Raw genomic sequence first — 17,860 nt, forward strand, 5'->3', positions numbered from 1 at the left:
GTGGCGACCGCAGGCGTCTGGGTAACAAGCGCTGGGTGAGAGTGTCGTGAATGGCATTGCGCGCACGCCCTCTCGAGGGCGTGACGTATGCGGCATCCATAGCGCAGTGACGCTGTAATCCATGCGCCAAGGCTAGTTCGACTGTCGTTTTTGGCCTTGATTGGGATCAAAGCGAAATGCTTGATGTCAGTCACGATTCAGACGTGACATCTGTTAACGACGTGCGCAGCCCTCATCGCCGGGACTGTCGCAGAAAGCAACAGGCCCGCACGTTGCCATGCGGGCCTGTCGCTCGGTACAGCATGTCGGAGGCCTCAGCGCGGGCCGAGTACCGCCTGCAGATCGTTGCCCTGCGGTAGGCCAGCACGTCGCTGCACCTGGCCCTGCGCATCCTGGAACAGGATGCCCGGCGTACCCTGGAAGCCCATCTCCACCATCAGCACCTGGTTGGCATCCAGCTTGCCAGCGATCTCCCGGCTGATGCTGGGCAGCGGCTTGATGCCACCTCGATCGAACTGATGCTCGTTTTCCAGCAGTGCCGCACTGGGATCGCGTGCGGCCATGATCGCCGCCGCCTTGGCCGGGCTGTCCTCACGGATCACGCCGACCATGATGTGGCGCAACTGCACCTTTCCTGCGTCCACCCAGGGGCGTGCCGCCTCCCAGAACTTGTGGCAGTAAGGGCAGTTGGCATCACTGAAGGTGTACACCACGCGTGGCGCATCGGCCTTGCCGTCACGTACCCAGGCGCTGGCCTCCAGCTTGCTCCACATCTTGGCCGACATCGGCGCGGCAACCAGCTTCTCCAGCGTCTCGGCTGCAACTTCGTTGCCCTCGGCGTCGAACAGGCTGCCCACCAGCACGTGCTTGCCATCGGCGGTCACGTAAGCCGCCGCCGGCTGCTGGCCGCCGACCATGCCGGCAAAGCCGCGCAGGCCACCTGGCGCATCGAATTCGGAGACCACCTCGAAGCCATGCTTCTCGATGCCCTTCAGGACAGCCGGCAACTCGCCCTTCTTGGCAGCCGTCGATGCCGAAGCCGTTGCCGGCGCAGCGGCATCCTTGCCTGGCGGGGTCTGTGCCTGGCTGCAGGCAGCCAGCGCCAGCATGGCCGGCAGCATCAGCGTATGCGCGATGCGCGGGGAAATCGACAACATGGAAACTCCGTAGTGGGATGCCAGCGCAGGCTACCGCAGCCGGCGCAGTTTGTGTTCAAGACCGGCCTGGGTCAGCTCGCCGAGATGCAGTTCCTGCAACCTCCCCTGCGCATCGAAGAAGAGCGTGGAAGGGAAAGCCCGGACGTCCAGCGTGGTCGACGCAGCAGAAGCCTCATCCAGCAGGACGTTGCCTAGCGAGAGATGTTCAGCGGCAAGAAAGGTCTCGACCTCTCCAAGGGTCTCGCCCTGGTTGAGGAAGACGAACTGGATATCGGCATGTTTCTGCTGGGCCGTCGCCAGCACCGGCATCTCCCGGCGGCACGGGCCACACCAGCTGGCCCACAGGTTCAGTACCAGAGGCTTGCCATGAAACGTCTGCAGGTCAATCGCCCTGCCCTGCAGGTCGACCACCTGCAGCGTGGGCAGTGGCATCTGCTTTGCCTGCCAGTACGCGAGCCCCTGGCTTGCCCCGCCCCACAACAGCAACCCAACCAGAGCACCTGCCAGCACCGGCGCCCGCAACGGGCGCTGCCTGCGCAGCCGCCACAGCGCCCAGGCAAATCCAGCGCCAACAACAACGGGAAGGTGGTACCCGCCATCGGCAATCTGCAGCACGCTCCAGGGAGCTTCACGATAGAGGCTGAAATGCGCTGCGACAAACGACAGCCGGCCACACAGCAGGCCAACCAGCAACATGTCCAGCACCATCCCCGCTGCGGGCGGCCGAACCTGACCAGGCTCACCACGCGACCAGATCCGCGCAATGGCCATCGCCAGCAGCAGGAAGATCAGGATCAACACCACCGGCATCGGCACCGGCCCAACACTCGACATCAGCTCACCCGCTCTCGCCTGCACAGACCCGCATGGTCAAAGCGTCGAGCCCGCGATGCAAGCACGACGCATTGAACCTTGTTCATCAAGCGGCGCTGCGACCCAGCTGCGTGCCCGGCGAGGCGCGCAGCCCCCGCAGGCTGCCGGCCACAGCAGGCGTCAGCGGACGATCGCGGCGTTTGCTGCTGACGTGGCGACGATAGTTGGCGGGCGTCATGCCAACAATGCGCAGGAACAGCCGACGGAACGCGCTCTGATCGGCGTAACCCACACCCCAGGCAACTTCATCGATGCTGGCGCCCTGCTGCAGCAACGTCTGCGCCTTCGCCACGCGCAGCCGCTGGCAATACTCGATGGGCCGCAGTCCGGTCGCCTTCAGGAAACGACGCTGCAGGGTCCGCGGTTCCAATCCCGAAATCTCGCAGATCGCCCCCAGCGTGGCCCCACGTGCAGCCGTGGTATGCAACCAGCGCTGTGCCTTCAGCACGTCCCGGTCGCCATGGGCGAAATTGGCGCTGAATCGCTCGAGGTCCTGCTGGATGCCGACCGGCACCACTATTCCCAACTGCTGTGCCACCGCGCTGGCCACGCCCTGGCCATGCAGCCGGTACAGCAGGCGCAAGCCAAGGAAGCGCCAGGCCTGGGCGCCGCCCACGGTAAGCAGATCGCCGTCATCGACGAGTGCCCGCTCACTGGGCGCCCAGCTGCCGACCTGCACCTGCAGCGCCGGATGGCGGTTGAGGTCAGGGCCGGACACCGTACGCCCGGTCAGCAGACCGGCCCGCGCCAGCACACTCACCCCGTCACCTGCGGCGGCCAGCAGGCTGCCGCCGTCATAGTGGGCCCGCAACCAATCCAGCAGGACGTCCTCGGCACGCACCGACGTGCTGGAACTGACCTGCCCCGGCAAGGCGATCACCGCAGGAATTGCCGCGTCCAGCATCTCGGCACCGGCGATGCGGTGCACACCGGTATTGCTGGCGGGCACGATCCAGCGGGTCACCAGCACCCGCTTGCAGGGCCGCCGCTGCTGCTGTGCCAGACGATTGGCGACGTGTGCCATTTCGGCGAGCACCGATGCTGCCGACGGGTCGCCTCCGGGGTATTCAACCACCGCAACCTCGACGAATCCCTCGTTCCTGATTCCCTCCACTCCCCACCTCCTCTTCCGGTTCAGGCCGTCGAGCGGCCGGTTCAGGCGCAGGGTAGGAACTGCTTTGCCCTGAGGGATATGAAGAAAGTTGCAAAGTGTGCTGAATAGGCGGCGCGGGCAAAGCCTTGACTCTTGACCAGAGTCCAGGGATGACTATGCACGGCAGGTCCCAAGGAGTCCGCCGTGAACATTGGTCAGTTGGCACGTCAGGCCGGCGTTCCCATCGATACCGTCCGCTACTACGAACGTCAGCAGCTTCTGCCCACCGCAGCGCGCTCGGCAGGTGGCTACCGCATCTTCGGCGAGCAGGACCTGCGACGCCTGCGCTTCATCCGCCGGGCAAAGGCGTTGGGCTTCAGTCTCGATGAGATCGGTGAACTGCTTTCCCTCAGCGACCATCCTCCGCAGGACATGGGCAGCGTGCGTGACACCGCACGGATACGCCTGCAGGACATCGAACTGCGGATGGCAGAGCTGCAGCGCATGCATGGCGCGCTCTCCCAGCTGGTCGATGCCTGCCCTGGACATGGCGCCCTCGACCAGTGCCCGATCCTGGCAGCGATGACCGGGGAAGACCGCTGAACCCTTCGCTTCTGCATCGACACATGTGCTGCCCGCATGCAGAAAACGCATCTGCGCCACCGCGCGCGCTACGTGAAGAAAAGTGCAACAAAGCGCTTGCCAACCCCCGGGGGCACAGCTATTATTTCGCTCCTCAGCGACGTGGGGCCATAGCTCAGCTGGGAGAGCGCCTGCATGGCATGCAGGAGGTCAGCGGTTCGATCCCGCTTGGCTCCACCATACTTTCGGCATTAGGCCGTCGAAAGGTCGCAAAGAACATTGATGAGATCTGCGTCCCCATCGTCTAGAGGCCTAGGACATCACCCTTTCACGGTGGCGACCGGGGTTCGAATCCCCGTGGGGACGCCACTCATCATGAACAACGAGGACCCGGCCGATAACCGGGTCTTTTTTGTTCACCGCCCACCGGCATTCAGGTTGTGGCGTCGGAACGCTCCCTGCCCTTGTGGCAATGAACGGTTCGATGAAAAAGCTTCAAAAAAAGCTTCCGCAAATGTGAACAGGCAGGTATGATAGGCGGCTCGGTAACACGGGGCCATAGCTCAGCTGGGAGAGCGCCTGCATGGCATGCAGGAGGTCAGCGGTTCGATCCCGCTTGGCTCCACCACTTTCGACATTAGGCCGTCGAGAGTTCTACAACTTGAAGTTTTTCGTGCGTCCCCATCGTCTAGAGGCCTAGGACATCACCCTTTCACGGTGGCGACCGGGGTTCGAATCCCCGTGGGGACGCCAGTTTCAAAAAGGACCCTGCTCCCAGCAGGAATCCGAAGTTTCATGGGGCCATAGCTCAGCTGGGAGAGCGCCTGCATGGCATGCAGGAGGTCAGCGGTTCGATCCCGCTTGGCTCCACCACTTTCGGCATTAGGCCGTCGAAAGTTCTACAACTTGAAGTTTTTCGTGCGTCCCCATCGTCTAGAGGCCTAGGACATCACCCTTTCACGGTGGCGACCGGGGTTCGAATCCCCGTGGGGACGCCAATCTTTGAAACCCCGGCTTCGGCCGGGGTTTTTCTTTGCCTGCGATTCCGCGGTGACCGCACCTCAGAACCGGCGATACATGCCGATCGAGGCTGGCGCGGTCGGCGCAAAGCCAAACTGCGCATACAGCCGATGCGCTTCGCCATCGGCCAACAGACTCACGTACGCCGACGGCGGCAGGTTGCCCTGCATCCAGTCGCTCAGACGCTGCATCACCGCCTTGCCCAGACCCTGACCCTGCAGACGAGGCAGCACGGCGATATCGCAGACCTGCAGATGGCAACCGCCATCGCCGATGATCCGGCCCATCGCTACCAGCTCGCTGCCCTGGTAGGCACAGACGCCGAAGACGGTGTTGGGCAATGCCCGCGTCGCCGCCTCATGCGTCTTTGCGCTGAGGCCGGCCAATGCGCGCAGCTGGCAGTAGTCCTCGACCGTCGGCACCGCCTCGCGGAACTGGATCGTCTGTGGATCATTCATGCAACGTCTCCTTGAAGGTCGGGCTATCCTGCCGCATCCACGTCGCAGCCGCTGCGACCCATCTTCCGGCAGAGTCCCATGTGCTATTCCGCCCTGATCCGCGCCGACTACGCCAAGCTGGTGCGCGAGTTCGGCGCCGTCCTCTCCCTGCAGGAATTCGCCGAACTCTATGCGCATGATCCCGGCAAGAAGCGGCCGAAGACGCCGAAAGCCATGGACGATGGATTTGCAGGTGCGCGCACCGAACTGGGACGCGACATCGTGGCGAAGATCCAGCAATGGCATGCACAGGAGCGGCAGCAGCTGCAGGCCGAACTGGAACGGCAGCTTGAACGTCGCGACATCGCCAATGCGACCCTGGCCACCCGACCCACGCAGAAGGCGCGCAATGACCTGCGCGTTGCCGGCAACCGCATCGACCGCGCGCAGGCACGGCTGGACGACCTGCATCGGGAACAGCTGCTGCCGCGTGACAACCGTATTTTCCCCGGCACCTACGCACCGGTGATGGTCAGCGAGAATGGCCGGCGCGTGATCAAGCCCATGCGCTATCAATGCCGGCTGCCGGACAAGCCCGCGCGCAACGATGTGCTCTACCCGGGCACCTACAATGCGCGGCGGGACAGCCTGGAGGGCTATTGGCGCGGCGCCTTCGGGCTGCGCCACGGCGTGGTGGTGGTACAGGCCTTCTACGAGCACGTACCACGCCATGCCATTGCCGGCCGCAGCCTGCACAACGACGAGAAGGCACAGGATGTGGTGCTGGAATTCCGCCCCGACCCGCCGCGCGACCTGCTGCTGGCCTGCCTGTGGGCCGAATGGGACGGTCCGGAAGGACGCCTGCTGTCTTTCGCCACCATCACCGATGCACCATCGATCGATGTCGCCGCTGCCGGCCATGACCGGGGTGTACTGCCGATCCGCGCCGAGCATCTGGACGCATGGCTCAACCCGGATCCGGACAACCTGGCTGCACAGTACGCCATCCTCGACGACCGCGAGGACATCCGTTACGTCTACGAGGAAGCCGCCTGAGCGGCTGGGTCAGGCGTTGGCGCTGGAACGCCCAACGGCGCGAACCAAGGCCTTGGACAGTTCCGCCGACAGGTAGGGCTTGATCAGCAGCACGCCGGATTGCATCGCGACCGGCAGTTGTTCAGCGGCCATGCCGGTGGCGAGGACGAACGGCACGCCGCGCGCAGCCAGCGCCGCAGCAACCGGTTCGCTGGTCTCGTTGTGGGCCAAGCGGTAATCCAGCAGGGCCACATCAGGGGCGGCCTCTTCCAGCAAGCGCAGCGCCCCGGCAACGGACGCGGCCAGGCCTACGACCAGAGCGCCGGACTGCACCAGCTGCATCTGCAGCAGGGCTGCACTCATTTCATCGTTTTCGACTACCAGCACCCGCAGGTCCTGCAACGCTGACATAGCGCTATCGCTCCTGTGCCTGTTAAGCCTTGCCAGTATAGCCAGCAGCCAGCCGATACCGACAATTCAACGCCATTTCAGCCCCGTTCGCCCGCGCCTCTATGAACACCCGCCGCGCTCGGGTACACTAGCCCGCTGCTGCCGGTGTGGCGGAATGGTATACGCAGCTGACTCAAAATCAGCCGGGGGTGACCCCATGAAGGTTCGAGTCCTTTCACCGGCACCACGATCAAAGGCCAGGTCCACGACCTGGCCTTTGTCGTTTCCGGTCTTGCCCTGCCCGACCGACGCCGCCGACACTGGAGCGATGGCATCACACCCCACTCCAATCCTTCCCTCAGCATTCCAGGCCCACCTGCGCCAACTGGTCCCGCAGGACGCCGTCGCCTGGTCGAACTACCTGTCGCTGCCGGGCGTGATCGAGCACACCAGCTGGGGCGATGTCTCTGTAGAGGCTCTGCAGCGGCAGATCGCCGACCCTGCGCGCAGCACGCGATGCCGCCGCTGGGCGATCCTCGACAGCGACGACCAACTGCTCGGCACCGTCGGCCTCAACGACATCGACATCGAGCACCACCGCGCCGAACTGGCCTACGACCTGTCCCCTGACCACCAGGGACGCGGGCTGGCGACCGGGGCGGCGCGCGCGGTCATCGCCTGGGCGCATACCGCACTGGATTGCGTGCGCATCCAGGCCACCGTACTCGACAGCAATCTGCGATCCATTGCCGTGCTCGAACGCGCACGCATGCAACGCGAGGGATTGCTGCGGTCCTATCGCCATGTCCGTGGGCAGCCGCGCGACTTCTGGATGTATGCGCACACTCACCCGCAGCTGCATGGCGGCCAGGGCGACGACCGCGCCGCCCCATAGGCCGCGCGCGTCTGTGCCCTACACCACCCGCAGCGCCGGCGCATGCACGCCATGACCATGGCCCGCCCCTGCCCCCGCGTGCACACGGAACCCCGCCACCGTCTGCAACAGTTGCGACGACTGCTCCTCCATGCTGCGCGCAGCCGCTGAGGCCTCTTCCACCAGCGCCGCATTCTGCTGCGTGCCCTGGTCGATCAGATCCACCGCATGGTTCATCTGCTGGATGTCGTCGCTCTGCTGTTGCGCAGCGGCGCTGATCTCGGTCATCAGGTCACTGACCCGGCGCACGTCGACCACGATCTCGTCCATGGTCCGCCCTGCACTCTCGACCTGCGCCGTTCCGGCGCCGACGTTGGCAACCGACGCATCGATCAGCTGCTTGATTTCCTTCGCTGCACCCGCCGAGCGCTGCGAGAGCTCGCGGATCTCGGTGGCGACCACGGCGAAACCACGACCATGCTCACCGGCACGCGCTGCTTCCACTGCCGCGTTGAGCGCCAGGATGTTGGTCTGGAACGCAATGCCATCGATCACGCCAATGATGTCGACGATGCGACGCGAAGAGGCATTGATCACCGCCATCGTCGAGACCACTTCGTGTACCACCTGACCACCCCGTGCGGCCACATCGGCGGCGCCGCCCGCCAGTTGGCTGGCCTGGCGCGCGTTGGTCGCAGTGCGCTGCACGGTCTCGGCCAGCCCCTTCATCGACACTGCGGTCTCTTCCAGCGACGCCGCCTGCTGCTCGGTGCGCTGGGACAGGTCGTTGTTGCCTTCGGCGATTTCGCTCGCACCCACCGCAATGGTGTCCGCGGCGAACTTGATCTGACCGATGATTCCGGCCATTGCTTCGACCAGGGCATTGACGCCGCCACACAGTTCGGCGATCGGGCCGCTCTTGTCGGCCATGGCGATGCTCCGGGTCAGGTCGCCCTCCTTTGCCGACGCCACCACCTCGCGCGTCTGCGCCACGGCACGCTGCATGGCCTGGCTCTCATGCACCTGCGCGGTGATGTCGGTGGCGTACTTGACGACCTTGAACGGACGCCCGCCCGCGTCGAGGATCGGGTTGTACGACGCTTGGATCCACACTTCGCGGCCACCTTTGCCCAGCCGCCGGTACTGGCCTGCGTCGTACTCGCCAGAGCCGAGCTTTTCCCAGAACCGGCGATACTCGACACTGGCCCGGTAATCGGGCTCGACGAACAGCGAATGATGCTGGCCGCGCACTTCTTCCAGCGTATAGCCGGTGGCGGCCAGGAAGTTCGCATTGGCGGCCAGGATGCGACCATCCATGCTGAACTCGATCACCGCCTGCGATTTGTCGATGGCCGCGAGCTGCCCAGTCGACTCGGCTGCCTGCTGCTTCTGCGCCGTGATGTCTGTTGCGAACTTGACCACCTTGTATGGTCGCCCGTGCTGGTCAAGCACCGGGTTGTAGGAGGCCTGGATCCAGATCTCACGCCCACCCTTGCCGAAGCGCCGGTACTGTCCTGCATCGAATTCACCGCGGCCCAGCCGCGCCCAGAAGTCGCGGTATCCGGTACTGCGCGCGTCCTCAGGATCGACGAACAGGGAGTGATGCCTGCCCTGGATCTCATCCAGGCGATATCCCACTGCCTGCAGGAAGTTGTCATTGGCCTGCAGGATGGTGCCGTCGAGCGCGAACTCGATGACCGCCTGCACCCGATGCAGTGCAGCAACCTGGGCCTCAAGCTCGACGTGCCGCCGATGCTGCTCGGCCACCTCCGTGGCGCGGCGCTGCCTGCCCAACACCCCCCGCAGCGCGCGCAGGGGAAACCAACGGGTGAGCACTTCGGCCGGCGCCTGAGCACCTTCCATGGAGCCTGAAATAAGCATCGTCTGATCCTCGGTGTCCGGGTAGCGGTTGCGACCCGCCGGGCGGGATGCCCGGCGGCAACTTCGATTGCCTGGGACTGCAGACGCCGGAAGGCGTCACTCGAGCGACTGGCAGAAACGGTACGGCAGCTGCGATCGTCATCAAACAGCGGCGGAGCACACGGCACGGGCCGCCCATCGGAGGCAGCCTCGGGTCCGGCAGCGGGAGCCAGCAGCGGGCTCCAGAGAAGGTATCGGCGGGGCGGCCAACAACTTTAGGGAGCCAGCCCCTGGTCGGCAGCGCGCCGCAGAACCCAGCGCAGCAGCAACGTTGCCAGCACCGCCGGCAGGTAGCCCAGACTGCCGCAGACGACCAGCAGCGAGGGCTCCACCAGCGGCCCGCCACCACCGAAGATCCAGCTGCGGGTGGCGAGGACATACAGCGCGAACGGCACCAGCAGCAACGGTGCCAGGCGCACCAGGTGCCACCGCCATCTGCCTGGCCCGATCCAGCCAGCCAGTGCACCCAGCACGGCACCTGCGGCTACGATGGTGGCGATTTCATCCATGAGGCGCTTCCGGAAGTCTTCCAGCCACCATTCTGGACCAGCGCCGACGGAAAGGGGGATGCAGCAGGCGCGCAGAAGGTTGCAATGACCATCGGGACATCCCCTGCCGGCACGCTGCCGGCAGCATGCGCCCACTTACTGGATTTTCCTGGGAGGCAGCATGCTTCGACGCTTGAGCGCCATCATCATCCTCAGCCTGGGCAGTGCCGGCGCAGTGGCCAGCGACGCGGGGTTCCGTCCCAACTTCCATCCCGACCAGCTGAAGGGACCACCCGCCGGTCGCCACAACGAAGTACTGGTGCTTGGGACAGCACATCTGTCGGAACTGCCAAAGACCTTCGAGCCGGCCCTGCTGGAGCCCTTGCTGGAGCGTTTGGCACGTTGGCGTCCGGAGGCGATTGCCACCGAAAATCTGTCCGGCCTGCAGTGCGACTTCATGCGTCGCAATCCCAGCCGCTATGCCGAAAGCGTTGAAACCTACTGCTACGACACCGATGAGGCCCGCGTCGCCACCGGCCTCGACGTGCCCAGCGCCAACGCCGAGATGGGACGTCTGCTGTCGGCATGGCCTGCAAGCCCGACAGCAGCGCAGCGTCGGCACCTGGCCGCGGTGTTCCTGGCCGCTGGCGAGCGCGGATCGGCGCAGGTGCAATGGCTGCGTCTGCCTGTGCAGGAGCGCATCGCCGGCGACGGCCTGGATGCTGCGCTGGTGGAGATTCTCGACAAGAGCCTGACCCGCCGCAATGAAACCAACCTGGTGGCGGCAGTCCTCGCTGCCCGCCTGGGGCTGGAGCGCCTGTGGGCAGTGGACGACCATACCGCCGATTCGCCCACCCCGCCCGAGGACGAGAAGGCGGCACGCGAAGCGATGATGAAGGCCTGGGACAACCCGCACGCAAACGCACGGCGCGACGCCGACGAGCCGCTGTATGCAAATGTCGACAAGGTCGGTGGCGTGCTGGACCTGTACCGTGCCTACAACCGCCCCGACGTCGGCTTGCAGGCCTACCAGGCGGACTTCGGCGCGGCGCTGGTCGAGCCCTCCTCCCAGGGCTTTGGTCGCAACTATGTGGGCTACTGGGAAACCCGCAACCTGCGCATGGTCGCCAACATCCGCGAAGTGCTGGGCCAGCAGCCGGGAACGCGTCTGCTGGCGATCGTTGGCGCCTCGCACAAGGGCTATTACGAGGCCTACCTCAACATGATGCACGACGTGCAGCTGGTCAGCTCGGACGAAGTGCTGCGTTGACAGAGGAAACGCTGGGTGCGGTATCGTGGATGGGACTGTCCACTGGAAGGAACCGTTATGAAGAAATGGATCCCTGCCGCATTCGCGGCATTCGGCTTGGCCGCGGCGCTGCAGGCCGCTGCTTGTGACCTCACTCTCGACAACGGCGGCGACCTTGCTGGCGCGGTCGCCAGCGCGCCAGGCAAGAAGATCTGCCTCAGGCCAGGCCAGTACGTCGCCGGCCCGGCGCCTCTGGAGATTCCTGCCGGGACCACCATTGAAGGACTTGGAGCCACCATGGCCGAGGTGGTGGTCTCAGCCTACGGCGCACCACAGAAGGCCATAGGCCTCGGCAGCAACGCAATGCTGCACAACTTCACGCTGACGACCGGGGCAGGCGGAAACTTCGGCGTGCTGGCCTACCACCAGGACCGCGTCATCATCTGGAGTCTGGATATCGTCGGCTTCCAGATCAGCGCTGGTGTGGTTGGAGGCAATGGCGTGGAGATCTGGGATACGTTCATGCGTGGAAACGGCATTGCCGGCAATGCGACGGCGGATCCCAATCTATGGATCACCGACTCCCGCGACGTCACGATCCTTTACGGCCAGCTCACAGGCCGCAAGGATGGTCCAGGCGGCGATGGTGAGATGGCCATATACAACTCCAGCAACGTCATGATTGACGGCGCACGGGTCATCGATTCGGGGGCCAGCGCCATCTATCTAGTGAACTGTGTCGACTGCACCGTCAAGAACTCGGTGATTGAACGGCCAGGAGAATGGGGTATCGACGTCGTGCAAGGGTCACACCGATTCCTCGCCGACAACAACTACATCAACGGCGCGAACTTCGGTGGTGCGGTGTTTGAAACTTCCGGCGGCGCCACCGCAACGTTCCGCTCGAACCGATTTATTCTCAATCGACGCATGGGCGTGGGCAACTGCAACGGCATCAATGCAAAGGGAGGTACTGCAGGCGTTCAGTCGATCGGCAATACATCCATGCCGTCGGGCGATCTCTGCTCATTCCCCTGAAGCACGGGCAAGGGGGCAGAAGCCATAGGCGCCTCGCCCCTGCCCGCTTTCCACAGAACGATGCTGGCCACACATATACAGGCCAGCGTCACTACCAGCAACACCAATGCTCCGCCCTGCAGAATGGGCAGAACAGCCTGCGCGCGCAGGTCATCGCGCAGCTGCTCCAGGCGCAGGCAGGCAGCCGAGGTCAGGCACCAACCGACCAGAGCAGGAGCAAAGGCGCGCATCGCCGCCGAGTCGCAGAAGTTCATCTGATCACCTGAGGATGTGGGCGTTGGCGCAGTATTCGCCGCGCCCCTCTCACAGGTTGAGATCAGCCGTCGCCGAGGTCGCTGCCGTCCGCCGGCGAGCCGCCGGGCAGTTCACTGGTTTCGCCCTGCACCTGCACGTTGTTGCGGCCCATCGCCTTGGCCCGGTAGCACTGGGCATCGGCGGCCGCGACGGCCTGGTCCACGCTCATGCCGGCAGCAAGCGGCGCGATGCCGATGCTGGCGCCGATCCGCAGCTGATGCTGGTCCCACGGAATGGACAGGCTGGACAGGGTATGCAGCAGTTCACCACCTATGCGTGCCGCGCGCCGCGGGCTGCACCCGGACAGGATCACCGCGAATTCGTCACCGCCCAGGCGCGCCACCACATCCGAATCGCGTACACCATGACGCAGCACGCTGGCCACGGCCCACAGCACTGCGTCGCCGGCCAGGTGCCCAAAGGTATCGTTGACTGGCTTGAACCGGTCCAGGTCGATATACATCAGCGAAGCCGCCTGGCCCGTACGCTCGACCCGGGTGATCGCCTGCTGCAGGTGCACTTCGAAGCCGCGGCGGTTACCCAGTTCGGTCAGCGGGTCCATCTCCGCCAGGTGTCTCGCCTCGCGTTCCCGTGCACGCTGCTGCGTATCATCGCGCAACACCCACACGGCGCCGCGCACCTGCCCTTCGTCGTCACGCAACCAGGCCCGGGTGAGATCCACGGGCACTGTCGCCGCCCCCATCCGCAGCAGCAGGTCGGCATGCAGGTCCACGGCATTGCTTTCCGGATCCAACAGTACGCTGACGTCGAGCTGCGATTGCGGTGCGTATTCGGTGGTCAACGACAGCACGTCCTGCACGAGATGCCCGGCCAGCGACAGTGCGCCATCGCCGGCGAGCATTCGCACGGCAGCCGCATTTGCATATTCGATGCGTCCATCCAAGGCAACACTGAGCACCAGGTCAGCGACGGCATCCAAGGTGATGCGGCTGCGCTGCTCGCTTTCGAACAGGCGCTGCTCGCTGCTGCGCTGGGCGCTGACATCCTGGATCTGCGACACGAAATGCAGCGGTTCGCCGCGCTCATTGCGTACCAGCGATACCGACAGCCGCGCCCATATGGTGTTGCCTTCACGGCCCACGTAGCGCTTTTCAAGGTGATAGTGCGTGCGTCGCCCCGCCAGCAGATCCTGCACCAGGGCCAGGTCGGTCTGCAGATCGGCCGGATGGGTCAACCGCTGGAAATCGACCTGCAGCAGCTCCTCGCGCGGGTAGCCAAGAATGCGGCACAGCGCATCGTTGACATCCAGCCATCGCCCTTCCAGTGACACCAGTGCCATGCCCAGTGCCGCCGAGGTGAACGCACCGGCGAACTTGTCCGCCGCAAGACGTGCCTCAGCGCGGGCCTGCAGGATTTCAGTGATGTCGATGGCCATGCCGACATAGCCGATGCGCTCACCATCGGCGCCATCCATGCGGCTGATCGACAGGCGCACCTGGCGACGCTGGCCATCCTTGCGCAGCAGCGTCCACTGCCGCGAATACGTCTGGCCGTCGGCGCGCGCACTGAGTGCCTCGAACACGCCGGGAACCTGTCCGTCAACGGTCGCCAGCGGTCGCAGCCACGCCTGCAGTTCAACCGGGTCGTGGAAGGCGTCCAGCCGGCGCCCACCCACTACTTCAGCAGCGGTATAGCCGAGCAGCCGCTGCGCACCCGTGTTGAACAGGGTGATGGTGCCGTCGGTGTCGGTGGCGATCACCGCCACTTCGTCGGATGCATCCACCACTGCCTGCAGGCGCTGGCGCATTTCGGCCGCGTCCTGGCGCGCCCGCTGCAGTTCGGTCACATCGGCATGGGCACCGGCCATCCATAGCGGCCTGCCCTGCCCGTCCCACTCGAACACCCGTCCGCGGTCGTGGATCCAGATCCATTCGCCATTCCTGTGGCGCATCCGCAACAGGCAGACATAGTGGTCGGTGCGGCCATCGAAGTGGTCCTGCAGCGCCGCATCGGACAGCGCCAGATCATCCGGATGGACCAGCGCGATGAACGTCTTCTGGCAGATCGGCTCCAGCTCGTCCAACCGGTAGCCGACGATCTCGGCCCAGCGTTCGTTGACCCGCATCTGCCCGCTCTGGACGTTCCATTCCCAAGTGCCGGCCGCAGTGCCCTCGATGATCATCGCCAGGCGACGGCGCTCTTCGGCCAGTTCCTGCAGCCGGCGCTCCAGCAGTGCGTTGCCGCTGTTGCCCTGATCGGCCATCAGCCGCCTCCCCTGCAGACGCAGCTGCCCGCAGGCCGTGGCGAGGCGCCACAGCGGTCACGGAACAAGGCGGATGGTGCTGACGGCATGGCCTCCCCAGCGACAGCAGGGGCCCAGGCGCCCCTTCCGGCGCAAGTGTGCGCATTGCCGGGGAACATCGACAAGTCCCCCGCCCGGATCGCGCCGGGAGGGGGACGGCGGACTCAACTGCGCTTGGCCCGGGCGAACGCCTCGGCCAGGGCATTGTTGGCCGGCGGCGCGGCCGGTGCCGGGCGTCCGCCGGTGCCCGGGTTGCGCCCCTGGCCACGTCCCTGCCCTGGGTTGCCGGCGTCGCGGCGCGGCGCCTGCCCCTGGCTGCGTTCGTCACGGCTGCCCGGGCGGCTGGTGGCCTGGCCGGGCGTGTCGTCCAGACGACGGGTCAGGGCGATGCGCTTGCGCGGCACATCCACCTCCAGCACTTTCACCTTGACGATGTCGCCGGCCTTGACCACGTCGCGCGGATCTTTCACGTAGGTATCGGACAGCGCCGAGATGTGGATCAGGCCGTCCTGGTGCACGCCGATATCGACGAACGCACCGAACGCGGCAACGTTGCTGACCACACCCTCCAGCACCATGCCCTCGCGCAGGTCCTTGATGTCCTCGACGCCATCGGCAAAACGAGCTGCCTTGAACTCCGGGCGCGGATCGCGGCCGGGCTTTTCCAGTTCCTTGAGGATGTCGCGCACGGTCGGCACACCAAACGTTTCGTCGGTGAACTGCTCGGCCTTCAACCCACGCAGGAAACTGCCATCGCCGATCAGCGCCTTGATCGGGCGCGCAGTGCTGGCCACGATGCGCTCGACCACCGGGTAGGCTTCCGGATGCACCGACGATGCGTCCAGCGGCTCATCACCATCGGCGATACGCAGGAAGCCCGCACATTGCTCGAACGTCTTCTCGCCCAAGCGCGACACCTTCAACAGGTCCTTGCGACGCTTGAACGGGCCGTTGTCATCGCGGTGGCGCACGATGTTCTCGGCCACCGTCGACGACAGGCCTGACACCCGCGACAGCAGCGCCGCCGACGCCGTGTTGACGTACACGCCGACAGCGTTCACGCAGTCCTCCACGCGCGCATCCAGCGCACGCGCCAGGCGGTACTGATCCACGTCGTGCTGGTACTGCCCGACACCGATCGCCTTCGGCTCGATCTTCACCAGCTCGGCCAGCGGGTCCTGCAGGCGGCGCGCGATCGATACCGCGCCACGGATCGACACGTCCAGATCGGGGAACTCCTTGGCCGCCGTTTCCGACGCCGAGTACACCGAAGCCCCGGCTTCGCTGACCACGATTTTCTGCGGTGCGTTGTCACCCAGCGCCTTGATGGCTTCACCGGCCAGCTTGTCGGTCTCGCGGCTGGCAGTGCCGTTGCCGATCGCGATCAGCTGTACGTTGTGCTTGGTGCACAACTGCTTGATCGTCTGCAGCGACTGCTCCCACTGCCGGCGGGGTTCGTGCGGGTAGATGGTATCGGTGGCGACCAGCTTGCCGGTGGCGTCAACCACAGCGATCTTGCAGCCGGTGCGGATGCCCGGATCCAGGCCCAGCACGCTTTTCGGGCCAGCCGGCGCGGCCAGCAGCAGATCCTTGAGATTGTCGCCGAACACCGCGATGGCTTCGGCCTCGGCCTTCTCGCGGGCCTGGTTGAACAGGTCCAGCAGCAGGTGCATGTGCAGCTTGGCCCGCCAGGTCAGGCGGCAGGCATCGAGCAGCCAGCGATCAGCGGGGCGCCCCGCATCGCGAATGCCGGCGTTGTGCGCCACGCGCCCTTCAGCGTACTGATGTCCCGCCTCGGCATCCTTGCCCGGGTCCAGTTCCAGGAACAGGATCTCCTCGCGGCGCGCGCGGAACAACGCCAGCAACCGGTGCGAGGGGATCTTCGCCAGCGACTCGGCGTGTTCGAAGTAATCGCGGTACTTGGCGCCCTCGGTTTCCTTGCCCTCGGCAACGCGGGCGCGGATCACGCCCTGCTCGCTCAACCAGCTGCGCAGTTCACCCACCAGCGTGGCGTCCTCGCCCCAGCGCTCCATCAGGATCGCGCGGGCACCTTCCAGCGCGGCCTTGGTATCGGCCACACCCTTGTCGGCATCCACGAACGTGGCAGCAAAGACCTGCGGATCCCGTGTCGGATCGCCCAGCAGGCCGTCGGCCAGCGGTTCCAACCCGGCTTCGCGGGCGATCTGCGCGCGGGTACGGCGCTTGGGCTTGTACGGCAGGTACAGGTCTTCCAGCCGGCTCTTGGTGTCGGCAGCGAGGATCTCGTTGCGCAGCTCATCGCTGAGCTTGCCCTGTTCGCCGATGCTGGCCAGCACCGCCGCACGGCGGTCTTCCAGCTCGCGCAGGTAGGTCAGGCGGGTTTCCAGGTTGCGCAGCTGGGTGTCGTCCAGGCCGCCGGTGACTTCCTTGCGGTAGCGGGCGATGAACGGAACGCTGGCGCCTTCATCAAGCAAACCGACGGCGGCGCTGACCTGGGCGGTCTGGGCACCGATCTCATCGGCGATGGTCTGGGCGATCTGCTGGGCGAGCTGGCGCTGGGCGTGCTTGGCGTCGTGCATTGTTTCCGGCCTGGGCCGCATTGCGGGAAAGGCCCATTCTTGCAATGCGCGGGCGGCAGGGACAAGGCGTTGACAGAACGGCGGTTCAGGCGGCGGGTCCGGATCGGACGCCGGCATCCTGGCAAGTGGGGCTCGGACTGGCCCCGGGGCTGGGATGCCGGCGCGGACGCGCGATGGTGGGGCGCGTCCTGCCGCGTAGTGCGAGGGTCAGCGGTAGTGGCGGGCGGCACGCTGCATGACGATGTCGTCACGCAGGCTCTCAAGCGCCATCAGGCGGACCTTGCCGACACCCTGCAGTTCCATGAACCGCTCCGTGTAGAACTCCGGCCCCAGCGCGGTATCGGCGCGGGATTTGCTGAAGCCGTAGGGCACCACGCCCTTCTCGCCATCCTTGCTACCACCGACATAAAGAACGATTGCCATGTGATGTCTTCCTCCAAATTGCTACTGCGTACTGCACACGATGAGCGGTACTTGCGAGCCCATCGGGGTAGAGCTTACCGCGACCAAGCTGACTGGAACGTCACGAAGACTAATGACGATCGGTTGCATGCAGATGACTGCGGGATAGCAGCAGAATGCTTACGGA

The 17,860-nt window shown here is 65.3% G+C and carries 16 protein-coding genes and 7 tRNA genes; 12 read left to right on the forward strand and 11 right to left on the reverse strand.

The genetic code is table 11. The features are described from left to right. Positions 1-314: 314 nt before the first annotated feature. The 3 genes from dsbG to QP457_RS13295 all read right to left on the reverse strand — a co-directional run bounded on the left by dsbG (position 315) and on the right by QP457_RS13295 (position 3,144). Positions 315-1,157 carry a thiol:disulfide interchange protein DsbG gene (gene dsbG / locus QP457_RS13285; RefSeq protein ID WP_180167381.1) on the reverse strand — a complete coding sequence of 281 codons (843 nt, stop codon included), beginning with the start codon at positions 1,155-1,157 and terminating at the stop codon, positions 315-317. 30 nt (positions 1,158-1,187) lie between these two features. Next, complete coding sequence (locus QP457_RS13290; protein ID WP_205404432.1) at positions 1,188-1,991, reverse strand: TlpA disulfide reductase family protein; 804 nt, start codon at positions 1,989-1,991, stop codon at positions 1,188-1,190. Between the two features lie 85 nt (positions 1,992-2,076). Further along, complete coding sequence (locus QP457_RS13295; RefSeq protein ID WP_180167383.1) at positions 2,077-3,144, reverse strand: helix-turn-helix domain-containing protein; 1,068 nt, start codon at positions 3,142-3,144, stop codon at positions 2,077-2,079. A 183-nt stretch (positions 3,145-3,327) separates the two neighbouring features. Between QP457_RS13295 and QP457_RS13300 the strand changes: the two genes are divergently transcribed. The 7 genes from QP457_RS13300 to QP457_RS13330 all read left to right on the forward strand — a co-directional run bounded on the left by QP457_RS13300 (position 3,328) and on the right by QP457_RS13330 (position 4,703). Further along, positions 3,328-3,726, forward strand: a complete 399-nt coding sequence (locus QP457_RS13300) for a heavy metal-responsive transcriptional regulator (protein ID WP_205404431.1) — start codon at positions 3,328-3,330, stop codon at positions 3,724-3,726. Between the two features lie 143 nt (positions 3,727-3,869). After that, positions 3,870-3,945: transfer RNA gene (locus QP457_RS13305), tRNA-Ala, on the forward strand. Positions 3,946-3,998: 53 nt separating this feature from the next. After that, a tRNA-Glu gene (locus QP457_RS13310) sits at positions 3,999-4,074 on the forward strand. A 183-nt stretch (positions 4,075-4,257) separates the two neighbouring features. Further along, positions 4,258-4,333: transfer RNA gene (locus QP457_RS13315), tRNA-Ala, on the forward strand. 49 nt (positions 4,334-4,382) lie between these two features. Next, positions 4,383-4,458 (forward strand) — tRNA-Glu (locus QP457_RS13320). A 44-nt stretch (positions 4,459-4,502) separates the two neighbouring features. Further along, positions 4,503-4,578, forward strand: a tRNA-Ala gene (locus QP457_RS13325). A 49-nt stretch (positions 4,579-4,627) separates the two neighbouring features. After that, a tRNA-Glu gene (locus tag QP457_RS13330) sits at positions 4,628-4,703 on the forward strand. Positions 4,704-4,766: 63 nt separating this feature from the next. Here QP457_RS13330 and QP457_RS13335 read toward each other — a convergent pair. Beyond that, complete coding sequence (locus tag QP457_RS13335; protein ID WP_100552850.1) at positions 4,767-5,183, reverse strand: GNAT family N-acetyltransferase; 417 nt, start codon at positions 5,181-5,183, stop codon at positions 4,767-4,769. Between the two features lie 78 nt (positions 5,184-5,261). Between QP457_RS13335 and QP457_RS13340 the strand changes: the two genes are divergently transcribed. Then, on the forward strand, positions 5,262-6,218 hold the full coding sequence (locus QP457_RS13340) for an SOS response-associated peptidase family protein (RefSeq protein ID WP_205404430.1): 957 nt from the start codon (positions 5,262-5,264) through the stop codon (positions 6,216-6,218). A gap of 9 nt (positions 6,219-6,227) precedes the next feature. On the opposite strand, the gene QP457_RS13345 is transcribed toward QP457_RS13340, so the two are convergent. After that, a complete protein-coding gene (locus tag QP457_RS13345) occupies positions 6,228-6,608 on the reverse strand; it encodes a response regulator (protein WP_205404429.1) in 381 nt (126 codons plus the stop codon). Between the two features lie 140 nt (positions 6,609-6,748). Between QP457_RS13345 and QP457_RS13350 the strand changes: the two genes are divergently transcribed. Both QP457_RS13350 and QP457_RS13355 read left to right on the forward strand, forming a co-directional pair. Beyond that, positions 6,749-6,834 (forward strand) — tRNA-Leu (locus tag QP457_RS13350). A gap of 81 nt (positions 6,835-6,915) precedes the next feature. Continuing rightward, a complete protein-coding gene (locus tag QP457_RS13355; RefSeq protein WP_205404428.1) occupies positions 6,916-7,482 on the forward strand; it encodes a GNAT family protein in 567 nt (188 codons plus the stop codon). 18 nt (positions 7,483-7,500) lie between these two features. Here the strand turns inward: QP457_RS13355 and QP457_RS13360 are convergent, their stop codons facing one another. Next, positions 7,501-9,342 (reverse strand): methyl-accepting chemotaxis protein, encoded by a 1,842-nt coding sequence (locus tag QP457_RS13360; RefSeq protein ID WP_205404427.1) that lies wholly within the window; start codon positions 9,340-9,342, stop codon positions 7,501-7,503. Between the two features lie 254 nt (positions 9,343-9,596). Further along, the gene (locus tag QP457_RS13365; RefSeq protein ID WP_205404426.1) at positions 9,597-9,890 is read right to left on the reverse strand and encodes a hypothetical protein; all 294 of its coding nucleotides are present in this window, start codon (positions 9,888-9,890) and stop codon (positions 9,597-9,599) included. 160 nt (positions 9,891-10,050) lie between these two features. Between QP457_RS13365 and QP457_RS13370 the strand changes: the two genes are divergently transcribed. Together QP457_RS13370 and QP457_RS13375 are read left to right on the forward strand one after the other, a co-directional pair. Then, positions 10,051-11,139, forward strand: coding sequence for a DUF5694 domain-containing protein (locus QP457_RS13370; RefSeq protein ID WP_180167389.1), 1,089 nt, complete (start codon positions 10,051-10,053; stop codon positions 11,137-11,139). A 57-nt stretch (positions 11,140-11,196) separates the two neighbouring features. After that, positions 11,197-12,156: a right-handed parallel beta-helix repeat-containing protein gene (locus tag QP457_RS13375; protein ID WP_205404425.1), complete on the forward strand. Its 960-nt coding sequence runs from the start codon at positions 11,197-11,199 to the stop codon at positions 12,154-12,156. Here the strand turns inward: QP457_RS13375 and QP457_RS13380 are convergent. The 4 genes from QP457_RS13380 to QP457_RS13395 form a co-directional block, all read right to left on the reverse strand. After that, a complete protein-coding gene (locus tag QP457_RS13380; protein ID WP_240196434.1) occupies positions 12,102-12,410 on the reverse strand; it encodes a hypothetical protein in 309 nt (102 codons plus the stop codon). The two genes, QP457_RS13375 and QP457_RS13380, sit on opposite strands and share 55 nt — an antisense overlap. A 62-nt stretch (positions 12,411-12,472) precedes the next feature. Further along, entirely contained in the window at positions 12,473-14,674 is a 2,202-nt protein-coding gene (locus QP457_RS13385) for a PAS domain S-box protein (protein ID WP_205404424.1), read from the reverse strand. 203 nt (positions 14,675-14,877) lie between these two features. Further along, positions 14,878-17,271, reverse strand: a complete 2,394-nt coding sequence (locus tag QP457_RS13390) for a Tex family protein (protein WP_205404423.1) — start codon at positions 17,269-17,271, stop codon at positions 14,878-14,880. 207 nt (positions 17,272-17,478) lie between these two features. Next, positions 17,479-17,694: a hypothetical protein gene (locus QP457_RS13395; protein ID WP_025879252.1), complete on the reverse strand. Its 216-nt coding sequence runs from the start codon at positions 17,692-17,694 to the stop codon at positions 17,479-17,481. Positions 17,695-17,860 lie beyond the last annotated feature (166 nt).

The organism is Stenotrophomonas sp. As-7 (assembly GCF_030291015.1).
GTDB lineage: Bacteria > Pseudomonadota > Gammaproteobacteria > Xanthomonadales > Xanthomonadaceae > Stenotrophomonas > Stenotrophomonas lactitubi.

What these genes read in the sequence shown, in the direction of transcription:
- QP457_RS13370 (WP_180167389.1), top strand. Translation starts at nt 10,051, where the DNA reads ATGCTTCGACGCTTGAGCGCCATCATCATCCTCAGCCTGGGCAGTGCC.
- QP457_RS13375 (WP_205404425.1), top strand. Translation starts at nt 11,197, where the DNA reads ATGAAGAAATGGATCCCTGCCGCATTCGCGGCATTCGGCTTGGCCGCG.
- QP457_RS13345 (WP_205404429.1), bottom strand. Translation starts at nt 6,608, where the DNA reads ATGTCAGCGTTGCAGGACCTGCGGGTGCTGGTAGTCGAAAACGATGAA.
- QP457_RS13365 (WP_205404426.1), bottom strand. Translation starts at nt 9,890, where the DNA reads ATGGATGAAATCGCCACCATCGTAGCCGCAGGTGCCGTGCTGGGTGCA.
- dsbG (WP_180167381.1), bottom strand. Translation starts at nt 1,157, where the DNA reads ATGTTGTCGATTTCCCCGCGCATCGCGCATACGCTGATGCTGCCGGCC.
- QP457_RS13395 (WP_025879252.1), bottom strand. Translation starts at nt 17,694, where the DNA reads ATGGCAATCGTTCTTTATGTCGGTGGTAGCAAGGATGGCGAGAAGGGC.
- QP457_RS13355 (WP_205404428.1), top strand. Translation starts at nt 6,916, where the DNA reads ATGGCATCACACCCCACTCCAATCCTTCCCTCAGCATTCCAGGCCCAC.
- QP457_RS13360 (WP_205404427.1), bottom strand. Translation starts at nt 9,342, where the DNA reads ATGCTTATTTCAGGCTCCATGGAAGGTGCTCAGGCGCCGGCCGAAGTG.
- QP457_RS13385 (WP_205404424.1), bottom strand. Translation starts at nt 14,674, where the DNA reads ATGGCCGATCAGGGCAACAGCGGCAACGCACTGCTGGAGCGCCGGCTG.
- QP457_RS13380 (WP_240196434.1), bottom strand. Translation starts at nt 12,410, where the DNA reads ATGAACTTCTGCGACTCGGCGGCGATGCGCGCCTTTGCTCCTGCTCTG.
- QP457_RS13390 (WP_205404423.1), bottom strand. Translation starts at nt 17,271, where the DNA reads ATGCACGACGCCAAGCACGCCCAGCGCCAGCTCGCCCAGCAGATCGCC.
- QP457_RS13335 (WP_100552850.1), bottom strand. Translation starts at nt 5,183, where the DNA reads ATGAATGATCCACAGACGATCCAGTTCCGCGAGGCGGTGCCGACGGTC.
- QP457_RS13290 (WP_205404432.1), bottom strand. Translation starts at nt 1,991, where the DNA reads ATGTCGAGTGTTGGGCCGGTGCCGATGCCGGTGGTGTTGATCCTGATC.
- QP457_RS13340 (WP_205404430.1), top strand. Translation starts at nt 5,262, where the DNA reads ATGTGCTATTCCGCCCTGATCCGCGCCGACTACGCCAAGCTGGTGCGC.